At 71.1% G+C, this 15,622-nt stretch carries 19 protein-coding genes; 11 read left to right on the top strand and 8 right to left on the bottom strand.

From position 1 onward, the window contains the following. Window positions 1–76 precede the first annotated feature (76 nt). Window positions 77–505 (bottom strand): methylmalonyl-CoA epimerase, encoded by a 429-nt coding sequence (mce, locus tag ABTY04_RS18515; RefSeq protein ID WP_274549601.1) that lies wholly within the window; start codon window positions 503–505, stop codon window positions 77–79. 137 nt (window positions 506–642) lie between these two features. Between mce and ABTY04_RS18510 the strand changes: the two genes are divergently transcribed. Together ABTY04_RS18510 and meaB are read left to right on the top strand one after the other, a co-directional pair. Further along, complete coding sequence (locus ABTY04_RS18510) at window positions 643–1,845, top strand: acetyl-CoA C-acetyltransferase (protein ID WP_352214399.1); 1,203 nt, start codon at window positions 643–645, stop codon at window positions 1,843–1,845. Window positions 1,846–1,903: 58 nt separating this feature from the next. Then, entirely contained in the window at window positions 1,904–2,863 is a 960-nt protein-coding gene (gene meaB / locus ABTY04_RS18505) for a methylmalonyl Co-A mutase-associated GTPase MeaB (protein ID WP_352214398.1), read from the top strand. A gap of 96 nt (window positions 2,864–2,959) precedes the next feature. On the opposite strand, the gene ABTY04_RS41175 is transcribed toward meaB, so the two are convergent. The 5 genes from ABTY04_RS41175 to ABTY04_RS18485 all read right to left on the bottom strand — a co-directional run bounded on the left by ABTY04_RS41175 (window position 2,960) and on the right by ABTY04_RS18485 (window position 5,785). Then, window positions 2,960–3,034, bottom strand: a complete 75-nt coding sequence (locus ABTY04_RS41175) for a 50S ribosomal protein bL37 (RefSeq protein ID WP_099895366.1) — start codon at window positions 3,032–3,034, stop codon at window positions 2,960–2,962. Between the two features lie 100 nt (window positions 3,035–3,134). Beyond that, window positions 3,135–3,611, bottom strand: coding sequence for a MarR family winged helix-turn-helix transcriptional regulator (locus ABTY04_RS18500; RefSeq protein ID WP_352214442.1), 477 nt, complete (start codon window positions 3,609–3,611; stop codon window positions 3,135–3,137). A gap of 61 nt (window positions 3,612–3,672) precedes the next feature. Then, window positions 3,673–4,485 carry an AIM24 family protein gene (locus tag ABTY04_RS18495; protein WP_352214441.1) on the bottom strand — a complete coding sequence of 271 codons (813 nt, stop codon included), beginning with the start codon at window positions 4,483–4,485 and terminating at the stop codon, window positions 3,673–3,675. Window positions 4,486–4,496: 11 nt separating this feature from the next. After that, on the bottom strand, window positions 4,497–5,147 hold the full coding sequence (locus ABTY04_RS18490) for an AIM24 family protein (RefSeq protein WP_352214397.1): 651 nt from the start codon (window positions 5,145–5,147) through the stop codon (window positions 4,497–4,499). Continuing rightward, a complete protein-coding gene (locus ABTY04_RS18485; RefSeq protein ID WP_352214396.1) occupies window positions 5,147–5,785 on the bottom strand; it encodes an AIM24 family protein in 639 nt (212 codons plus the stop codon). Before ABTY04_RS18485 ends, ABTY04_RS18490 begins: the two co-directional genes overlap by 1 nt. A 237-nt stretch (window positions 5,786–6,022) precedes the next feature. Between ABTY04_RS18485 and ABTY04_RS18480 the strand changes: the two genes are divergently transcribed. Next, on the top strand, window positions 6,023–6,373 hold the full coding sequence (locus ABTY04_RS18480; RefSeq protein WP_352214395.1) for a DUF3817 domain-containing protein: 351 nt from the start codon (window positions 6,023–6,025) through the stop codon (window positions 6,371–6,373). Next, complete coding sequence (locus ABTY04_RS18475; protein WP_352214394.1) at window positions 6,370–6,660, top strand: MTH1187 family thiamine-binding protein; 291 nt, start codon at window positions 6,370–6,372, stop codon at window positions 6,658–6,660. Before ABTY04_RS18480 ends, ABTY04_RS18475 begins: the two co-directional genes overlap by 4 nt. 116 nt (window positions 6,661–6,776) lie before the next feature. Here the strand turns inward: ABTY04_RS18475 and ABTY04_RS18470 are convergent, their stop codons facing one another. Continuing rightward, the gene (locus ABTY04_RS18470) at window positions 6,777–7,775 is read right to left on the bottom strand and encodes an ArsR/SmtB family transcription factor (RefSeq protein WP_352214393.1); all 999 of its coding nucleotides are present in this window, start codon (window positions 7,773–7,775) and stop codon (window positions 6,777–6,779) included. Window positions 7,776–7,872: 97 nt separating this feature from the next. Here ABTY04_RS18470 and ABTY04_RS18465 point away from each other — a divergent pair, with 97 nt between their 5' ends. The 5 genes from ABTY04_RS18465 to ABTY04_RS18445 all read left to right on the top strand — a co-directional run bounded on the left by ABTY04_RS18465 (window position 7,873) and on the right by ABTY04_RS18445 (window position 12,371). Then, window positions 7,873–9,135, top strand: coding sequence for an MFS transporter (locus ABTY04_RS18465; RefSeq protein WP_352214392.1), 1,263 nt, complete (start codon window positions 7,873–7,875; stop codon window positions 9,133–9,135). A gap of 21 nt (window positions 9,136–9,156) precedes the next feature. Continuing rightward, window positions 9,157–9,666 carry a MarR family winged helix-turn-helix transcriptional regulator gene (locus tag ABTY04_RS18460; protein ID WP_352214391.1) on the top strand — a complete coding sequence of 170 codons (510 nt, stop codon included), beginning with the start codon at window positions 9,157–9,159 and terminating at the stop codon, window positions 9,664–9,666. Window positions 9,667–9,736: 70 nt separating this feature from the next. Beyond that, the gene (locus ABTY04_RS18455; protein WP_352214390.1) at window positions 9,737–10,066 is read left to right on the top strand and encodes a DUF3817 domain-containing protein; all 330 of its coding nucleotides are present in this window, start codon (window positions 9,737–9,739) and stop codon (window positions 10,064–10,066) included. 87 nt (window positions 10,067–10,153) lie between these two features. Further along, window positions 10,154–11,854, top strand: coding sequence for a coenzyme B12-dependent isobutyryl-CoA mutase large subunit (gene icmA / locus ABTY04_RS18450; protein ID WP_352214389.1), 1,701 nt, complete (start codon window positions 10,154–10,156; stop codon window positions 11,852–11,854). A gap of 61 nt (window positions 11,855–11,915) precedes the next feature. Then, window positions 11,916–12,371 (top strand): hypothetical protein, encoded by a 456-nt coding sequence (locus ABTY04_RS18445; RefSeq protein ID WP_352214388.1) that lies wholly within the window; start codon window positions 11,916–11,918, stop codon window positions 12,369–12,371. Between the two features lie 68 nt (window positions 12,372–12,439). Here the strand turns inward: ABTY04_RS18445 and ABTY04_RS18440 are convergent, their stop codons facing one another. Next, on the bottom strand, window positions 12,440–13,066 hold the full coding sequence (locus ABTY04_RS18440; protein WP_352214387.1) for a TetR/AcrR family transcriptional regulator: 627 nt from the start codon (window positions 13,064–13,066) through the stop codon (window positions 12,440–12,442). A 275-nt stretch (window positions 13,067–13,341) separates the two neighbouring features. On the opposite strand from ABTY04_RS18440, the gene ABTY04_RS18435 reads away from it, so the two are divergent. After that, the gene (locus tag ABTY04_RS18435; protein WP_352214386.1) at window positions 13,342–14,346 is read left to right on the top strand and encodes a tetratricopeptide repeat protein; all 1,005 of its coding nucleotides are present in this window, start codon (window positions 13,342–13,344) and stop codon (window positions 14,344–14,346) included. 596 nt (window positions 14,347–14,942) lie between these two features. After that, complete coding sequence (locus ABTY04_RS18430; protein WP_352214385.1) at window positions 14,943–15,581, top strand: DUF6230 family protein; 639 nt, start codon at window positions 14,943–14,945, stop codon at window positions 15,579–15,581. Window positions 15,582–15,622 lie beyond the last annotated feature (41 nt).

Below are 15,622 nucleotides of genomic sequence, written 5' to 3'. Positions count from 1 at the left end.
GACCCCGTCTCCGCACCGAACCCCGGCCGAGCCATGGCCACTCTACCGGCCGGGGAATCGGGCCATCAGTGGTCCATCAATGGTCGGGGTTGGAGGTGACCAGTTCGGTGAGGACTCCGTGGCAGTCCTTGGGGTGGAGGAAGGTGATCGAGGAGCCCATGGAGCCCGTGCGGGGCTGGTCGTACAGGACCCGGACGCCCTTGCCGCGGATGGCCTCGGAGTCGCCCTGGACGTCCTCCGTGCCGAAGGCGATGTGGTGCACGCCCTCGCCGTTCTTGGCCAGCCACTTGCCCACCGCGGAGTCCTCGCGGGTGGGTTCGAGGAGCTGGAGGTAGGAGGCGCCGCCGTCGGAGGTCTCGTTGATCTTGAGCATGGCCTCGCGAACGCCCTGCTCCTCGTTGACCTCGGAGTGGAACACCTCGAAGCCGTACGTGGCACGGTAGAACTCGACGGTCTTGTCCAGGTCGAAACAGGCGATCCCGATGTGGTCGATTCTTGTCAGCATGGGACCAGTGCACCGCCGAGGAGGGTGGTCACGCAACGTGCCAGCGATCACACCGACTGCCCGGTGACGGCGCGGGTACCGCTCAGTACATTCAGGTAAACCCTCGTTCACTCCTCATCCTCAAGGGGCTGTGCTCCATGTCCGGACCGAACAACACCACGTCAGTGATCGTCGCCGGGGCCCGCACGCCCATGGGGCGGCTGCTCGGCTCGCTGAAGTCCTTCTCGGGCGCCGACCTCGGCGGGTTCGCCATCAAGTCCGCGCTGGACCGTGCCGGCATCGCCGGTGACCAGGTGCAGTACGTGATCATGGGCCAGGTGCTGCAGGCCGGCGCCGGCCAGATCCCCGCCCGCCAGGCCGCCGTCAAGGCCGGCATCCCGATGAACGTCCCGGCCCTCACCATCAACAAGGTGTGCCTCTCCGGCCTCGACGCGATCGCGCTGGCCGACCAGCTCATCCGCGCCGGCGAGTTCGACATCGTGGTCGCGGGCGGCCAGGAGTCCATGACCAACGCCCCGCACCTGCTGCCGAAGTCCCGAGAGGGCTTCAAGTACGGCGCGATCGAGATGCTGGACGCGATGGCCTACGACGGCCTCACCGACGCCTTCGAGAACATCGCGATGGGCGAGTCCACCGAGAAGCACAACACCCGCCTGGGCATCGAGCGCGCCCCTCAGGACGAGTTTGCCGCCGCCTCGCACCAGCGGGCCGCCGCCGCCCGGAAGAACGGCGTCTTCGAGGCCGAGATCACCCCGGTCGAGATCCCGCAGCGCAAGGGCGACCCGGTGATCTTCTCGCAGGACGAGGGCATCCGCCCGGAGACCACCGCCGAATCCCTCGGCAAGCTGCGCCCGGCCTTCGCGAAGGACGGCACGATCACCGCCGGCACCTCCTCGCAGATCAGCGACGGCGCGGCCGCCGTGGTCGTGATGAGCAAGGCGAAGGCCGAGGAGCTGGGCCTGGAGTGGATCGCCGAGATCGGCGCCCACGGCAACGTGGCCGGTCCCGACAACTCCCTGCAGTCGCAGCCCTCGAACGCGATCCTGCACGCCCTGAAGAAGGAGGGCCTGGAGGTCTCCGACCTGGACCTCATCGAGATCAACGAGGCCTTCGCGGCGGTCGCGGTGCAGTCAATGAAGGATCTCGGCGTGACCCCGGAAAGGGTGAACGTCAACGGTGGCGCCATTGCCCTGGGCCACCCCATCGGCATGTCCGGCGCCCGCGTGGTGCTGCACCTGGCGCTGGAGCTGAAGCGCCGGGGCGGCGGGGTCGGCGCGGCCGCGCTGTGCGGCGGCGGCGGCCAGGGCGACGCCCTGATCGTCAGGGTCCCGAAGAAGTAGGACCCCCGTACCGGTACCCGAAACCGAATCAGTAGCGAGAACGAGGAGCGCAGCCCCTATGACGGTGGACGTCCCCCAGCTGGTGGCCCAGGCGCGTGAGGGCAGGCCGAGAGCGGTGGCCCGGCTGATCTCGCTGGTCGAGGGGGCGTCCCCGCAGCTGCGCGAGGTGATGGCGGCCCTGGCCCCGCTGACGGGCGGGGCGTACGTCGTCGGCCTGACCGGCTCCCCGGGCGTCGGCAAGTCCACGTCCACCTCGGCGCTGGTCACCGCGTACCGCAAGGCCGGCAAGCGGGTCGGCGTCCTCGCCGTCGACCCGTCCTCGCCGTTCTCCGGCGGTGCGCTGCTCGGCGACCGGGTCCGGATGTCGGACCACGCCTCCGACCCGGGGGTCTACATCCGCTCCATGGCCACCCGCGGCCACCTGGGCGGCCTGGCCTGGGCCGCCCCGCAGGCGATCCGGGTGCTGGACGCGGCCGGCTGCGAGGTGATCCTGGTCGAGACGGTCGGGGTCGGGCAGTCGGAGGTGGAGATCGCCTCGCAGGCCGACACCTCGGTGGTGCTGCTGGCACCGGGAATGGGCGACGGGATCCAGGCCGCCAAGGCGGGAATCCTGGAAATCGGCGACGTGTACGTGGTGAACAAGGCGGACCGCGACGGTGCGGACGCGACCGCCCGGGAGCTGAACCACATGCTGGGCCTGGGAGAGTCCCGCGGCGCGGGCGACTGGCGGCCGCCGATCGTCAAGACGGTCGCGGCGCGCGGACAGGGCATCGACGAGCTGGTCGAGGCCCTGGAGAAGCACCGGGCGTGGATGGACGAGCGCGGGGTGCTGGCCGAGCGCCGCACGGCACGGGCCGCGCGCGAGGTGGAGACCATCGCGGTGACCACCCTGCGGGCCCGGATGACGGACGTGCACGGGGACGCGCACCTCGACGCCCTCGCGGCCCGGGTCGCGGCCGGCGAGCTGGACCCGTACGCGGCCTCGGACACCCTTCTGGCGACGCTGACGGAGGCCTGAGGGGCCCGTAGCGCGCAGTACGGCGCACGAAACGACGCGAGAGCCGCGCCCCGTTCCTCCGGGGCGCGGCTCTCGTGCGTCTGCGGGGCGGACCGGTCAGGCGTTGGGACGCTTGCCGTGGTTCGCCTTCTTCTTCTTGCGTGCTCGCTTCTTGTTGCCGCGCTTGGCCATGACGCCACTCCCTCGAAACTCGAAGATCGGGGTGATCCGGGCGCTCGCCAGTCTAGGGGCGCCCGCTGCCGCCCGCATCAGATCCCGCGGACCGGTGGCGTCAGGCCTTGCCGCGCTGGTCGCGCAGGTGGTTCGCGACCGGCTCCAGCGAGGCGCGCAGCGCCGCCAGGGCCTCCGGCGGCAGCAGGTCGATGAAGTGCCGGCGGACGGACGCCACGTGGTGCGGGGCGACCTTCCGCATGAGCTCCATGCCCTCGTCGGTCAGTACGGCGTACAGCCCCCGGCGGTCGGACTCGCAGTTCACGCGGACGACCAGGCCGGCCGCCTCCATGCGGGTGATCTGGTGGGACAGCCGGCTCTTGGACTGGAGCGTCGACGTCGCGAGATCGCTCATCCGCATCCGGTGCTCCGCAGACTCCGAGAGGTTCACGAGGATCTCGTAGTCGTTGTTGGTGAGTCCGAAGGGCTGGAGATCCTTTTCCAGCTGGTGCATCAGCAGTCTGCTGACGTCCAGGTGGGTGCGCCAGGTGCACTGCTCCGTGTCGGTCAGCCAGCGCGTGGCCGACTCGGTCTCCATGGTCTCCATGAATGAACTCTACCTAAGAAGTTGAATTACGTACAAAAATAGAAACGGAAGATCACAGCCCGAGGCGTCGCTGGAGGTCGCCCAGCTGCCCCGGCATGCGCGGCACGCCCAGCTGTCCCAGCGGGCCCTGCCCGTGGCCGCCGCCGTACCCGGCCCCCGGTACACCCGCGGACTCCGCGCCGGTGCCGACCGCGCCGACCGCCTGCTCCGCCATCAGCATCTCCGACGACTGGAGCAGCACCGTCCCGGCCCCGACGAACTCGAACTGGTGTTCCTCGCCGGAGCTGCCGCCGATGCCGGTCAGCGAGCGCAGCCCGCCGATGACCCCCGACATGTAGCCGTGGTCGTAGTGGTGGCAGGGGGACGGGCAGTCCGCCCAGCCCACCAGCGCCTGCGGGTCCACGCGCAGCGGCGGCTCCATGAACACCACCGGCCCGTTGGACGCCGCCACGAACTTCCCCGTTCCGATCAGGGTCAGGAACCCCGGCACGATCGACTGCTTGAGGGCGAGCGAGGGCTGGTACGCCAGCAGGTTGCCCGACCGGATGGTCAGGTTTCCATTGTCCAGGTCATACGAGTTCACGTCGAACGCCCGGTCGGCGAGCAGCATTTTGCCCTGCCCCTCGGCCACCACCCAGTCACTGGCGTGCAGCGGGGAGTGGAAGCTCGTGCGCAGCAGCCGGTCGAAGCGGCCGTTGCCGATGCCGTTGAACTCCATGCGCCCGTAGTAGGCGATCATCTTGCCCTTCTGCAGGAACCACTGGCTCCCCTTGAGCTCCACGCAGAAGGTGTACGCGTTCACGTTGTCGTCGGAGGGCAGGGTGTGCGGGTCGAAGACCGTCGGGCCGCCGGGTCCGCCGATCATGGGACCAAAGTTCACAGCTTCTCCTCCGAGGCCTGCACGTAGACGGCGCCCTGGCCCGACAGCTCCAGCTGGAACGCCTCACCCGAGCCGCGCCCCACCATGTCCCGCCAGCCGAGCGCGGTGGAGAGCTTGTTCCTGACGTCCCCGTGGTGGGCCACGTACGCCTGCGGGTCGACGTGGACCGGCCGGTTGGGGGTGATGGGGAGCTCGATGACCCCTCCGTGGGCCATCACGGCGACCGAGCCGTGCCCCTTGAGGGTGGTGGTGAACAGGCCCTGGCCGGTCACCTGGCCGCGGACCATGCCCATGACACCGCCTTGCGAGCCCATGAACATCGTGCCCTGCTGGAGGGTGCCGTCGAAGGCGAGCAGCCGGTCGGCCTCGACGTACAGGGTGTCGCCGGTCAGGCCGATCACCTGGATGTGGTGGCCGCCGTGGCCGAACATCACGGTGCCGTTGCCCTCCACCTCCATCAGCGGGGTCTGTTCGTTCGCCACCCGGCGCCCGATCATGCCCATCACCCCGCCCTGACCGCCCGTCAGGCTCGGGGTGAAGGAGACCTCGCCGCGGTACGCGAGCATCGCGCCGCGCTGGCTGTACATCCGCTGCCCCGGGATCACCTGGGCCTCGACCATCTTCGAGTTGATCTCGCGGAACGGCATCAGATGTCGCCCCCGATGGTGTTGCGCTCGCTGGGCTGCACGTAGACCAGGCCCTCACCCTCGAAGCGGATCTGGAACGCCTCGCCGGAGCCCTCGCCGATCAGGGTGCGGAAGGTGATCCCCGACTGGAACGACTGCTGGAGGTTGCCGGTGTGCGCGATGTACGCCCCCGGGTCGACGGACAGCGGGTACTGGGAGCTGACGCGCAGCACTACCGCCGGGCCGTCGGACATGATCGCCGCCTGCCCGGAGCCCTCGACGGTGGTGGTGAACAGGCCGTTGCCCGTCGCCCCGCCGCGCAGGCCGGTGAAGGTGGTGCCGGTGCGCAGGCCGGCGTCGGTGCACAGGAGGTTGCTGGACTCCACGTACAGCTTCTCGCCGCGCAGACTGACCAGATTGATTTCGCTCGCGCGGTCGGCGAAGAAGCAGGTGCCGTGCCCCTGCACTTCCATCACGGTCATCTGCTCACCCGTCAGGCGACGGGTCACCATGCCGCGCAGGCCTTCGCCGCCGCCGGTCATCTTCTTGAAGGCCACCTGGCCGTCGTACGCAACCATGGAGCCGTTCTTCGCTTTGACGGCATCCCCGGTGAGGTCGACGGCGAGCACCTTGCTGCCTTGGAGTCGGAACTGAGCCACGGGATGACGTTATCGGCAGCGGGCGAAGGCGAACAGGGCCCGGTGGCCGATATCCGGCGACTGTGGCATCTTCCGGACCCCGGCCGGACGTGGGGCGGACCCGGCGGCGGACTCCGGGGGTCCCAGCGGCCGGCACCGGCGGGCCCCCGGCGGGCCCCCGGCGGGCCCCCGGTCAAGATCCAGCAAAGCGGCTGAGACACTGGGACGGACCCCAGGCCACCACCCCGAAGGCTCATCGTGGACATCAAGACCGCTTCCGCCCTGCACCGGCTGCGCCTCGTCTCCGTACCCGAGGCGCTGTCGTTCCCGGCCCTGCTGATCTTCGGCTCGCTGCTGAGCCGCATCTCCGACATCGACTACCTGATGATGCCGCTCGGCATCCTCCACGGGATCCTGTTCCTCATCTACGCGGTCTTCCTGCTGGATGTCTGGAGCACGGCGAAGTGGCCGGCCAAGAGGGCGGCCCTGTTCTTCGTGCTGGCGCTGCTGCCCTTCGGCGGCCTGTACGGCGACAAGCTGCTCAAGCGCGAGGAGGCCGACAGCGTGCTGGCGGCCCGCGCCGGCCGCGAGGCGGTGGACGCCGCATGATCGTCGCGTTCTCGGTGACCCCGCTGGGGGTCGGCGAAGAGGTCGGCGAGTACGTCGCCGACGCGGTGCGCGTCGTACGGGAGTCGGGGCTGCCGAACCGTACGGACGCGATGTTCACCTCGATCGAGGGGGAGTGGGACCAGGTGATGGACGTGGTCAAGCGCGCGGTGGCGGCCGTGGAGGAGCGGGCGCCGCGGGTGTCACTCGTCCTGAAGGCCGATGTCCGCCCCGGGGTCGTCGACGGGCTGACATCCAAGGTGGAGACGGTGGAACGCCACCTCGCCTGACCCCGTCGCGGTCCGGTACGCGCATCCGTGGCCCACGCCGCGCGGGTTGCCCGCGACCCGGTCTCCGCGCCGCCCGGGCCGGGCACCGGGGTCGCCTTCCTGAACCGGAGCACGGCCTACGCCCCCGGCGGGCCGCCCGTCGTCAGGGCGATGCCGAGCGGGGTGCGCTCGTAGAGGATCCGGTGGCCGTGGCGGGACGAGATCAGCAGGCCCGCCCCGTGCAGGGCCTTCAGGTGCGCCGAGACCGTGGCCGGCGCCAGGCCGAGCCGGTGGGCCAGCGCCGTCGTGGACGCCGGCTCGTCCAGCGCGCACAGCACGTCCGCCCGGCCCCGGCCCAGCAGCCGCGCCAGCGCCTGCGGGGTCGCACCCGCCGGTGCCGTCCACAGCGCGCCGATGCCCCGCGCCGGATACACCAGCGTCGGCTGCCAGGGCGGGTCGTACCCGCCGACCACCTCCGGCCAGACGAACGCGCTCGGCATGAGGAGCAGGCCCTGCCCGTCCAGGGAGCGGTCGTGGTGGGTCGGGCGCCGGATGGTGAGCGTTCCGTCCGACCATCCGAGGTCCGGGTGGAGGCCGTCGAACAGCGCCTCCAGCCCGCCCGCCGCCAGCCGCCGCGAGTGGAACAGGATGTCCGCCTCCAGCAGGGCCCGCAGCCGCGGCCAGTGCGGGGCGATCAGCGCCGCCCAGGCCTGCTCGTACAGATCGGCCAACTCCCGTACCGCACGGGCCGGATCCGCGAGCATGCGCCGCCCGAGGTCGCTCTCCGCGGCGCCCGGGGTGCAGACGAGGGCGCGCCGCAGGTCCTCCCGGACCGCCTCCGGGTCGGCCGCCGAGGACCTTACCCGCGCCAACTCCTCCTCGAAGGTGACGGAAGGGCCGACCGGCGGCGGGCTCAGGAAGTCCGGGTTGTGGCCGGAGCGCGGCATCAGCAGCCACAGCGGTCTCAGATCCAGCCCGTCGGCGGCCGCCCGGATCCGCCGCAGCCAGGGCAGGTGGTACGCCTGCCGGGCCGGCCTCAGCAGGGTCCGCACCGCCTCCTGAGTCTCCCAGCGCGGCGAGAGCGAGAACCGGCAGCGCAGCAGGTCACCCGGCCCGAAGCGGAAATGGAATGCCAACGCTCCCCCTGCCGGTCGTCGCGTTCCGTGCACCGGCGGTGATTCGGTGCAGGACGAATCACTGCCGCACCCCACCGTAGCCCTGCAGGGTGTCCGCATGTCCACCGCCAACGAGGCCGCACCCGCCCCGCCCGCCCCCGCCGACGGCTACCGCTCCGTTTTCCGGGTCCGGGAGTTCCGGCCCGTCTTCGCCGCGCACCTGTTGTCCGTCCTCGGCATCGTCGTCGCCGAGATCGCCCTCACCGTCCTCGTCTTCCGCACCACCGGCTCGCCCCTGATGAGCGCGCTCACCTTCGCCCTCGGCTTCCTCCCGTACGCCCTCGGCGGCACCCTCCTCGCCGGGATCGCCGACCGCAGCCCCGCCCGCAGGGTCCTCGTCGGGTGCGACCTCGTCTGCGCCGCCTGCGCGGCGGCCATGGTCCTGCCCGGCACCCCCGTGGCCGGGCTGCTCCTCCTGCGCTGCGCCATGGCCTTCGTCGCACCCCTGTTCCAGGGCACGCGGAACGCCACCCTCGCCGACATCCTCGGCCCCGGCGAGGCCTTCGTCCTCGGCCGCTCGCTGATGCGCATGGTGGCGCAGAGCGCCCAGCTCGTCGGCTTCGGCCTCGGCGGGCTGCTGCTCACCGTCCTCGCCCCGCGCGCCGCCATCGCGCTGACCGCCGCCGGGTTCCTGTGCTCGGCCCTGCTGCTGCGCTTCGGTACCGCGGCCAGGCCGGCCCGGGCCGCCGCCGCCCGCACCTCCCCGCTCGCCGGGATGCGCGCCGTCCTGGGCGAGCGCCGGCTGCGCGCACTCACCCTGCTGTTCTGGCTGCCGCCCGTCTTCGTCATCGCCCCCGAGGCGCTGCTCGCCCCGTACGCCGACGGCATCGGGGCCGGCACCGCCGCGCTGGGGGTGATGATGTGCGCCCTGCCCGTCGGTACCGTCGCGGGTGAACTGTGGGCCGGTTCGATGCTCGGCCCGCGGACCCGTTCCCGGCTGGTGGCCCCGCTCGCGGCGGCCGGCATGCTGCCGCTGCTCGCGTACGCCGCCCGGCCCGGGGTGGTCGTCGTCCTCGCCGCCCTGCTGCTCACGGGCCTGGCGGGCGCGTACACCCTCGGCCTCGACCAGTGGTACGTCGACGCCGTCCCGGACGAGTTGCGCGGCCGGGCGATGACCCTGCTGAGCACCGGCCTGATGACCCTCCAGGGCGTCGGCATGGCCCTGGCCGGGCTGGCCGCCGAGTTCCTGCCCGTGCACGTGGTCGTCACGGGCGCCGCGCTGCTCGGCACGGCGGTGGTCGTGCTCCTCCTCGCCGAACTGAGGTGCGCGGGCGGGCCGGCCCGCGGACCGAGGAATGAGACGGACTCCGCGGCCAAATGACCGCCCGGTAGGGTCGGGTGTGTGTCCAAGCCGCTCAGCCTCCCCTTCGACCCCATCGCCCGCGCCGACGAGCTCTGGCAGCGCCGCTGGGGGCCGGTGCCCTCGATGGCCGCCATCACCTCGATCATGCGCGCGCACCAGATCCTGCTCGGCGAGGTGGACGCGGTGGTCAAGCCGTACGGGCTGACCTTCGCGCGGTACGAGGCGCTGGTCCTGCTCACCTTCTCCAAGGCCGGTGAACTGCCGATGTCGAAGATCGGCGAGCGCCTGATGGTCCACCCGACGTCGGTGACCAACACGGTGGACCGGCTGGTGCGGTCCGGGCTGGTGGCCAAGCGCCCGAACCCGAACGACGGCCGGGGCACGCTCGCGTCCATCACGGACAAGGGCCGCGAGGTCGTCGAGGCGGCGACGAAGGACCTGATGGCGATCGACTTCGGGCTCCGCGCGTACGACGCCGAGGAATGCCAGGAGATCTTCGCGCTCCTGCGGCCGCTGCGGGTCGCCGCCGCGGACTTCGAGGAGCAGTAGCCCGCGGCCGGTGACCGGCGTACGAGGCCCCCGTCAAGATCGCGCAAAACGGACGGTTAGGCTCAGTGGCATGAAGAAGAGCGTGCTGACCCGCTACCGGGTGATGGCCTATGCCACTGCAGTGATGCTGCTGGTGCTCTGCACCTGCATGGTTTTCAAGTACGGCTTCGACCAGGGCGCCGACCTGACCCTCGCGGTCTCGCAGGTGCACGGCGTGCTGTTCATGATCTACCTGGTGTTCGCCTTCGATCTCGGCTCCAAGGCCAGGTGGCCGTTCCCGAAGCTGCTCTGGGTGCTCGCCTCCGGCACGATTCCGCTGGCCGCCTTCTTCGTCGAGCGCAAGGTCCGCGCCGAGGTCGAGCCCCTGGTCGTCGAGGCCATGGCCGCCGCCGAGGCGTAGAGCGCCGCTGGTCCTCAGGGCACCCCGGGGAGACTCCCCGGGGTTTCCCATCGACATTTACTAGGACGTCCTAGTAAATTCGTGGGTATGGACGCAGACGCCATCGAGGAGGGCCGCCGCCGCTGGCAGGCCCGTTACGACAAGGCCCGCAAGCGCGAGGCCGATTTCACCACGCTCTCCGGGGATGACGTCGATCCCGTCTACGGGCCCCGGCCCGGTGACGCGTACGAGGGATTCGAGCGCATCGGCTGGCCGGGGGAGTACCCGTACACCCGCGGCCTGCACGCCACCGGGTACCGGGGCCGGACCTGGACCATCCGCCAGTTCGCCGGGTTCGGCAATGCCGAGCAGACCAACGAGCGCTACAAGATGATCCTGGCCGCCGGCGGCGGCGGGCTCTCCGTGGCCTTCGACATGCCGACCCTCATGGGGCGCGACTCCGACGACCCCCGCTCCCTCGGCGAGGTCGGCCACTGCGGAGTCGCCATAGACTCCGCCGCCGACATGGAGGTCCTGTTCAAGGACATCCCGCTGGGCGACGTGACCACCTCGATGACGATCTCGGGCCCGGCCGTGCCCGCCTTCTGCATGTACCTCGTCGCCGCCGAACGGCAGGGCGTAGACCCGGCCGTCCTCAACGGCACGCTGCAGACGGACATCTTCAAGGAGTACATCGCCCAGAAGGAGTGGCTCTTCGAACCCGAGCCGCACCTGCGCCTCATCGGCGACCTCATGGAGTACTGCGCGAAGGGCATCCCGGCGTACAAGCCGCTGTCCGTCTCCGGCTACCACATCCGCGAGGCCGGGGCGACGGCCGCGCAGGAGCTCGCCTACACCCTCGCCGACGGTTTCGGCTACGTGGAGCTGGGCCTCTCCCGCGGTCTGGACGTGGACCACTTCGCGTCCGGCCTCTCCTTCTTCTTCGACGCGCACCTCGACTTCTTCGAGGAGATCGCCAAGTTCCGCGCCGCCCGCCGGATCTGGGCGCGCTGGATGAAGGAGGTGTACGGGGCGCAGAGCGAGAAGTCGATGTGGCTGCGCTTCCACACCCAGACCGCCGGTGTCTCGCTGACCGCGCAGCAGCCGTACAACAACGTCGTGCGCACGGCGGTCGAGGCCCTCGCGGCCGTCCTCGGCGGCACCAACTCGCTGCACACCAACGCCCTCGACGAGACCCTCGCCCTGCCGAGCGAGCAGGCGGCCGAGATCGCCCTGCGCACGCAGCAGGTGCTGATGGAGGAGACCGGGGTGGCCAACGTGGCCGACCCGCTGGGCGGTTCCTGGTATGTGGAGCAGCTCACCGACCGCATCGAGGCCGACGCCGAGAAGATCTTCGACCAGATCAAGGAGCGCGGCCTGCGCGCCCACCCGGACGGGCAGCACCCGATCGGGCCGATCACCTCGGGCATCCTGCGCGGCATCGAGGACGGCTGGTTCACCGGGGAGATCGCCGAGTCGGCCTTCCAGTACCAGCGGTCGCTGGAGAAGGGCGACAAGCGGGTCGTCGGAGTCAACGTGCACCACGGGTCGGTGACCGGGGACCTGGAGATCCTCCGCGTCAGCCACGAGGTGGAGCGCGTACAGGTGGAGCACCTGGCCGCCCGCAAGGAGCGGCGCGACGACGCCAGGGTGAAGTCCTCGCTGGACGCCATGCTGGCCGCCGCCCGCGACGGGTCGAACATGATCCCGGCGATGCTGGACGCGGTGCGCGCCGAGGCCACGCTCGGGGAGATCTGCAACGTGCTGCGCGACGAGTGGGGCACGTACACGGAGCCGCCGGGCTTCTGATCCCGGTCGGCGGCAAACCCCTCCGGGGCAAGGCCGGTCGTGGTGCCCGTACGGTGGCGCCATGACCGGCCTTCCTGTTCCCGTACGGGGCGTCAGCGCGCGCGTGGTGATGAACAGGGGCGGCTGCGGGGGCTACTACGCGTACCTCGTGGCCGACTTCGAGCCGCCCGGCCCGGACGGCCGCACGGAACTGGTGAACCTGGTCCCGGAGCGGCGGCTGCCCGCGGAGTTCCTCCCCGCCGTCCGGACGGGGATCGAGCCGGGGCTGGCCGGGGTCGCGGCCGCGGTGCTCCTCACGGACGGGGGCGTGTACGAGGCGGACGCCTGGGACATCGGCTACCGGACGGCCGGGGCGGAAGCGGCCCGGGGCGCCCTCGTCGCGGCCGGGCTGCGGCCCGCCGCGGAAGCGGACGCCCTGCGCTGGGCGACCTGGCCCGGCCGGCGGCGGCCCTGGCCCGGCCGCAACCCCCGGTCCGAGGAGCTGTACGAGCGGATCCGCCGGGCGGGACCCCGCTGAGACGGACCCCGCCGGGACCCGGACGGGCCGGGCCGGGGTCGGTGTCAGGCCGGGCCCGGGGGCAGGTGTCAGGCCGCGGCCGGGCCCTGGAGGCCGTGCATCAGGAGGGCCGTGAAGGTGGACACCCAGAGCTCGTCCACCGGTTCGGAGCTCACCAGCGCCCGGTGCACCACGGTGCCCGCGATCACGTCGAAGATCAGGTCCGTGGTGCGGCAGGCGAGAGCCTCGTCCTCCTCGTACGGGAGTTCGCCGCGGGCCTGGGCCCGTTCGCGGCCCAGTACGACGAGACGTTTCTGCCGGTCCACGATCGCCGATCGGATCCGGTCGCGCAGGGCCTCGTCCCGGGTGGACTCGGCGACGACCGCCATCAGGGCCGTACGGGCCTCCGGCCGCCGCAGCAGCGCCGCGAACTGGAGGACCACGTTCTCGACGTCGGCTTCGAGGGAGCCCCGGTCGGGGAGTTCGAGGGAGTCGAAGAGCTCCGCGACGGCGTCCACGACCAGCTCGTTCTTGCCCGCCCAGCGGCGGTACAGGGTGGTCTTGGCGACCCCGGCCCGGGCCGAGACGTCGCCCATCGTCAGCTTCGACCAGCCCAGCTCGACCAGTGCGTCCCGCGTCGCGGCGAGGATCGCGGCGTCCGCAGCGGCGCTGCGGGGGCGGCCGGTGCGTCCGGTCGGGGAGCTGGGGTTGCGCATGGCGCAGACCATACCCGTCGGTAGCGGAACTCCCCCAGCTACCGCTGGGAGGTACCCCCAGCGGGCCCAGTGTTGTGGTTCAGATCACGGGGCGCGAAGGGGCGCGGAGAGTTACGCTACGGCTCGTAGCGTAAGAGCGGCAACCACGCGAAGAGCTACCGGCGCCAGGTGGGGACCCGGCGCCCACACCGCACAACCGATCGGGTTCGACCCGGCAAGAAGGCATTTCGGCCGATCTTTTTCGTCCGCGCGCGCACACGGGGGAGGATGTACGCATGCAGCCCAGAAACATGTCCATGAGCGGCGTCGTCGACCTCGCCGCGGTGAAGGCGGCCGGCGAGGCCAAGGCGAAGGCCGAGCAGGCCCGTGCCGAAGCGGCCCGGCAGGCCGCCCAGGGCGGCGCACCTGCGTCCGCGGGCGCCGTCCCGCCGTCCGCGCTCGTGATCGACGTCGACGAGGCCGGCTTCGAACGCGACGTCCTCCAGCTCTCCGCCGAGGTCCCGGTCGTCCTGGACTTCTGGGCCGAGTGGTGCGAGCCGTGCAAGCAGCTCAGCCCGCTGCTGGAGCGCCTGACGATCGAGGCGAACGGACGCCTCCTCCTGGCGAAGGTCGACGTCGACTCCAACCAGATGCTGATGCAGCAGTTCGGCATCCAGGGCATTCCGGCCGTGTTCGCCGTCGTCGCCGGCCAGGTGCTGCCGCTGTTCCAGGGCGTGGCGCCCGAGCAGGAGATCCGCGCGACCCTCGCCCAGCTGGTCCAGGTCGCCGAGGAGCGCTTCGGGATCATCGGCATCGAGGTGGACCCCAACGCCGAGGGCGGCCCCGCGGGAGCCCCTGCGGCCGAGGCCGCGGCCCCGGCGGGCCCGTACGACGCGCTGCTCGAAGCGGCCGTCGTCGCGCTGGACGCCGGTGACCTGGGCGGCGCGGTGCAGGCGTACAAGAACGTACTGGCGGACGACCCGGCCAACACCGAGGCGAAGCTGGGCCTGGCGCAGGCCGAGCTGCTCGCCCGGGTCAAGGACATGAACCCGCAGGCGGTGCGCACCGCTGCGGCCGAGAACCCGAAGGACCCGGCGGCCCAGATCGCCGCGGCGGACCTGGATCTGGTCGGCGGCCACGTGGAGGACGCGTTCGGGCGCCTCGTGGACACCGTCAGGGTGACGGCCGGCGCGGACCGGGACGCGGTGCGGGTGCGACTGCTGGAGCTGTTCGAGGTCATCGGGGCGGACGACCCCCGGGTGGCTGCGGCGCGTACGGCGCTCGCGCGGGTGCTGTTCTGAGTCCGTTCTACGAGGCCTCCGGGAAGCCGGTCGGCCACCGACGATTTATTGACACGTAGATAAACAGCGGCCGCACTTTGCCAAAACTTGGCAATTGCGGCCGCTGTTACTCGCAGTAAGTGGAACCCCGTGAACTGTCCGGTGTGTTCGTAAATCCGACGCTCTGTCGTGGCCCTGGGTGACACCCTGTGTTGTCGCCCCGTGGCACCGGGTCGACCCCTGGTTATCTTGCCGTTACCCGCCAGTAACGAACCCCCTTGTGCCCCGGCCTGGAATGGACCACGATCGGCGACGCTCGGTCCTTCCCGCAGAGCCGCTCGTCCGGAGCCGCGGTGAGGGTCCCCACCGGGCCGGCCGGTGGCAGTGGCACCGGCCGTGGGACAGGGGGGTCTTCGCCACACCGGCGGAGCCTGTCCTCCTGGTTGCGCGAACGCGTGACCCAGTGGTTGTCGCTCGGGGGTGAACGCCGGTGTACCGGACGCGGCTCGGCCGCGGCTCGGCCGCCTGCGCTCCTTCCCGAGGACGTAGCACTTCTCCCATCCCAGGACGGGTACGGCCCGGACCGGAGATGTACGTCCGAGAAGGAGGAACGAATAATGAGTTCTCAGGTTCGTGGCGGGACCAGATGGAAGCGCTTCGCGCTCGTCATGGTGCCGAGCATCGCGGCCACCGCCGCGGTCGGTGTGGGGCTGGCGCAGGGTGCCCTCGCGGCGTCCTTCAGTGTCTCCGGCCAGGACTTCAAGGTCTCGGCCGACAAGCTCGACGGTGACAACCTCATCCAGTACGGCGGTATCGCCGAGGGGCACGACCTCAAGGGCAACGCTGCGCACCACCCGGTGACCATCTCCGGGTTCAGCCACGCCGAGATCACCAACATGTGCCAGTCGCTGGTGACCCCGACGCCGCTGGGCAACATCACGCTCCAGCTGCGGACGGGCCACAAGGGCAAGCCGGCCGTCGCCGACAACATCTACCTGGATGTCGCGGAGCTCGACACCGACGCCGAGTTCAAGAACCTGGACATCGGTGTCGCCGTGGGCGACGCGAGCCACAAGACCAAGCCGCAGGCCGGTACGGTCGCGAGCCCCTACGCGTTCTCCCAGCGCGCCGACAAGGCGATTCTGACGAACGTGCGCCAGAAGGCGTGGGCGACGACGGCGGGTACCTTCAAGCTGCCCGACCTCAAGCTGCGCCTCATGGGCGGCGACCAGCCGTGCTACCAGGACGAGAACTGATCCGTCCCGGAGTGTGACCGGAGGGGCGGTCGGGGGCGGCA

The organism is Streptomyces sp. NPDC097981, from assembly GCF_040302565.1.
Lineage (GTDB): Bacteria > Actinomycetota > Actinomycetes > Streptomycetales > Streptomycetaceae > Streptomyces.
This window is presented reverse-complemented; position numbering and strand designations above follow the sequence as displayed.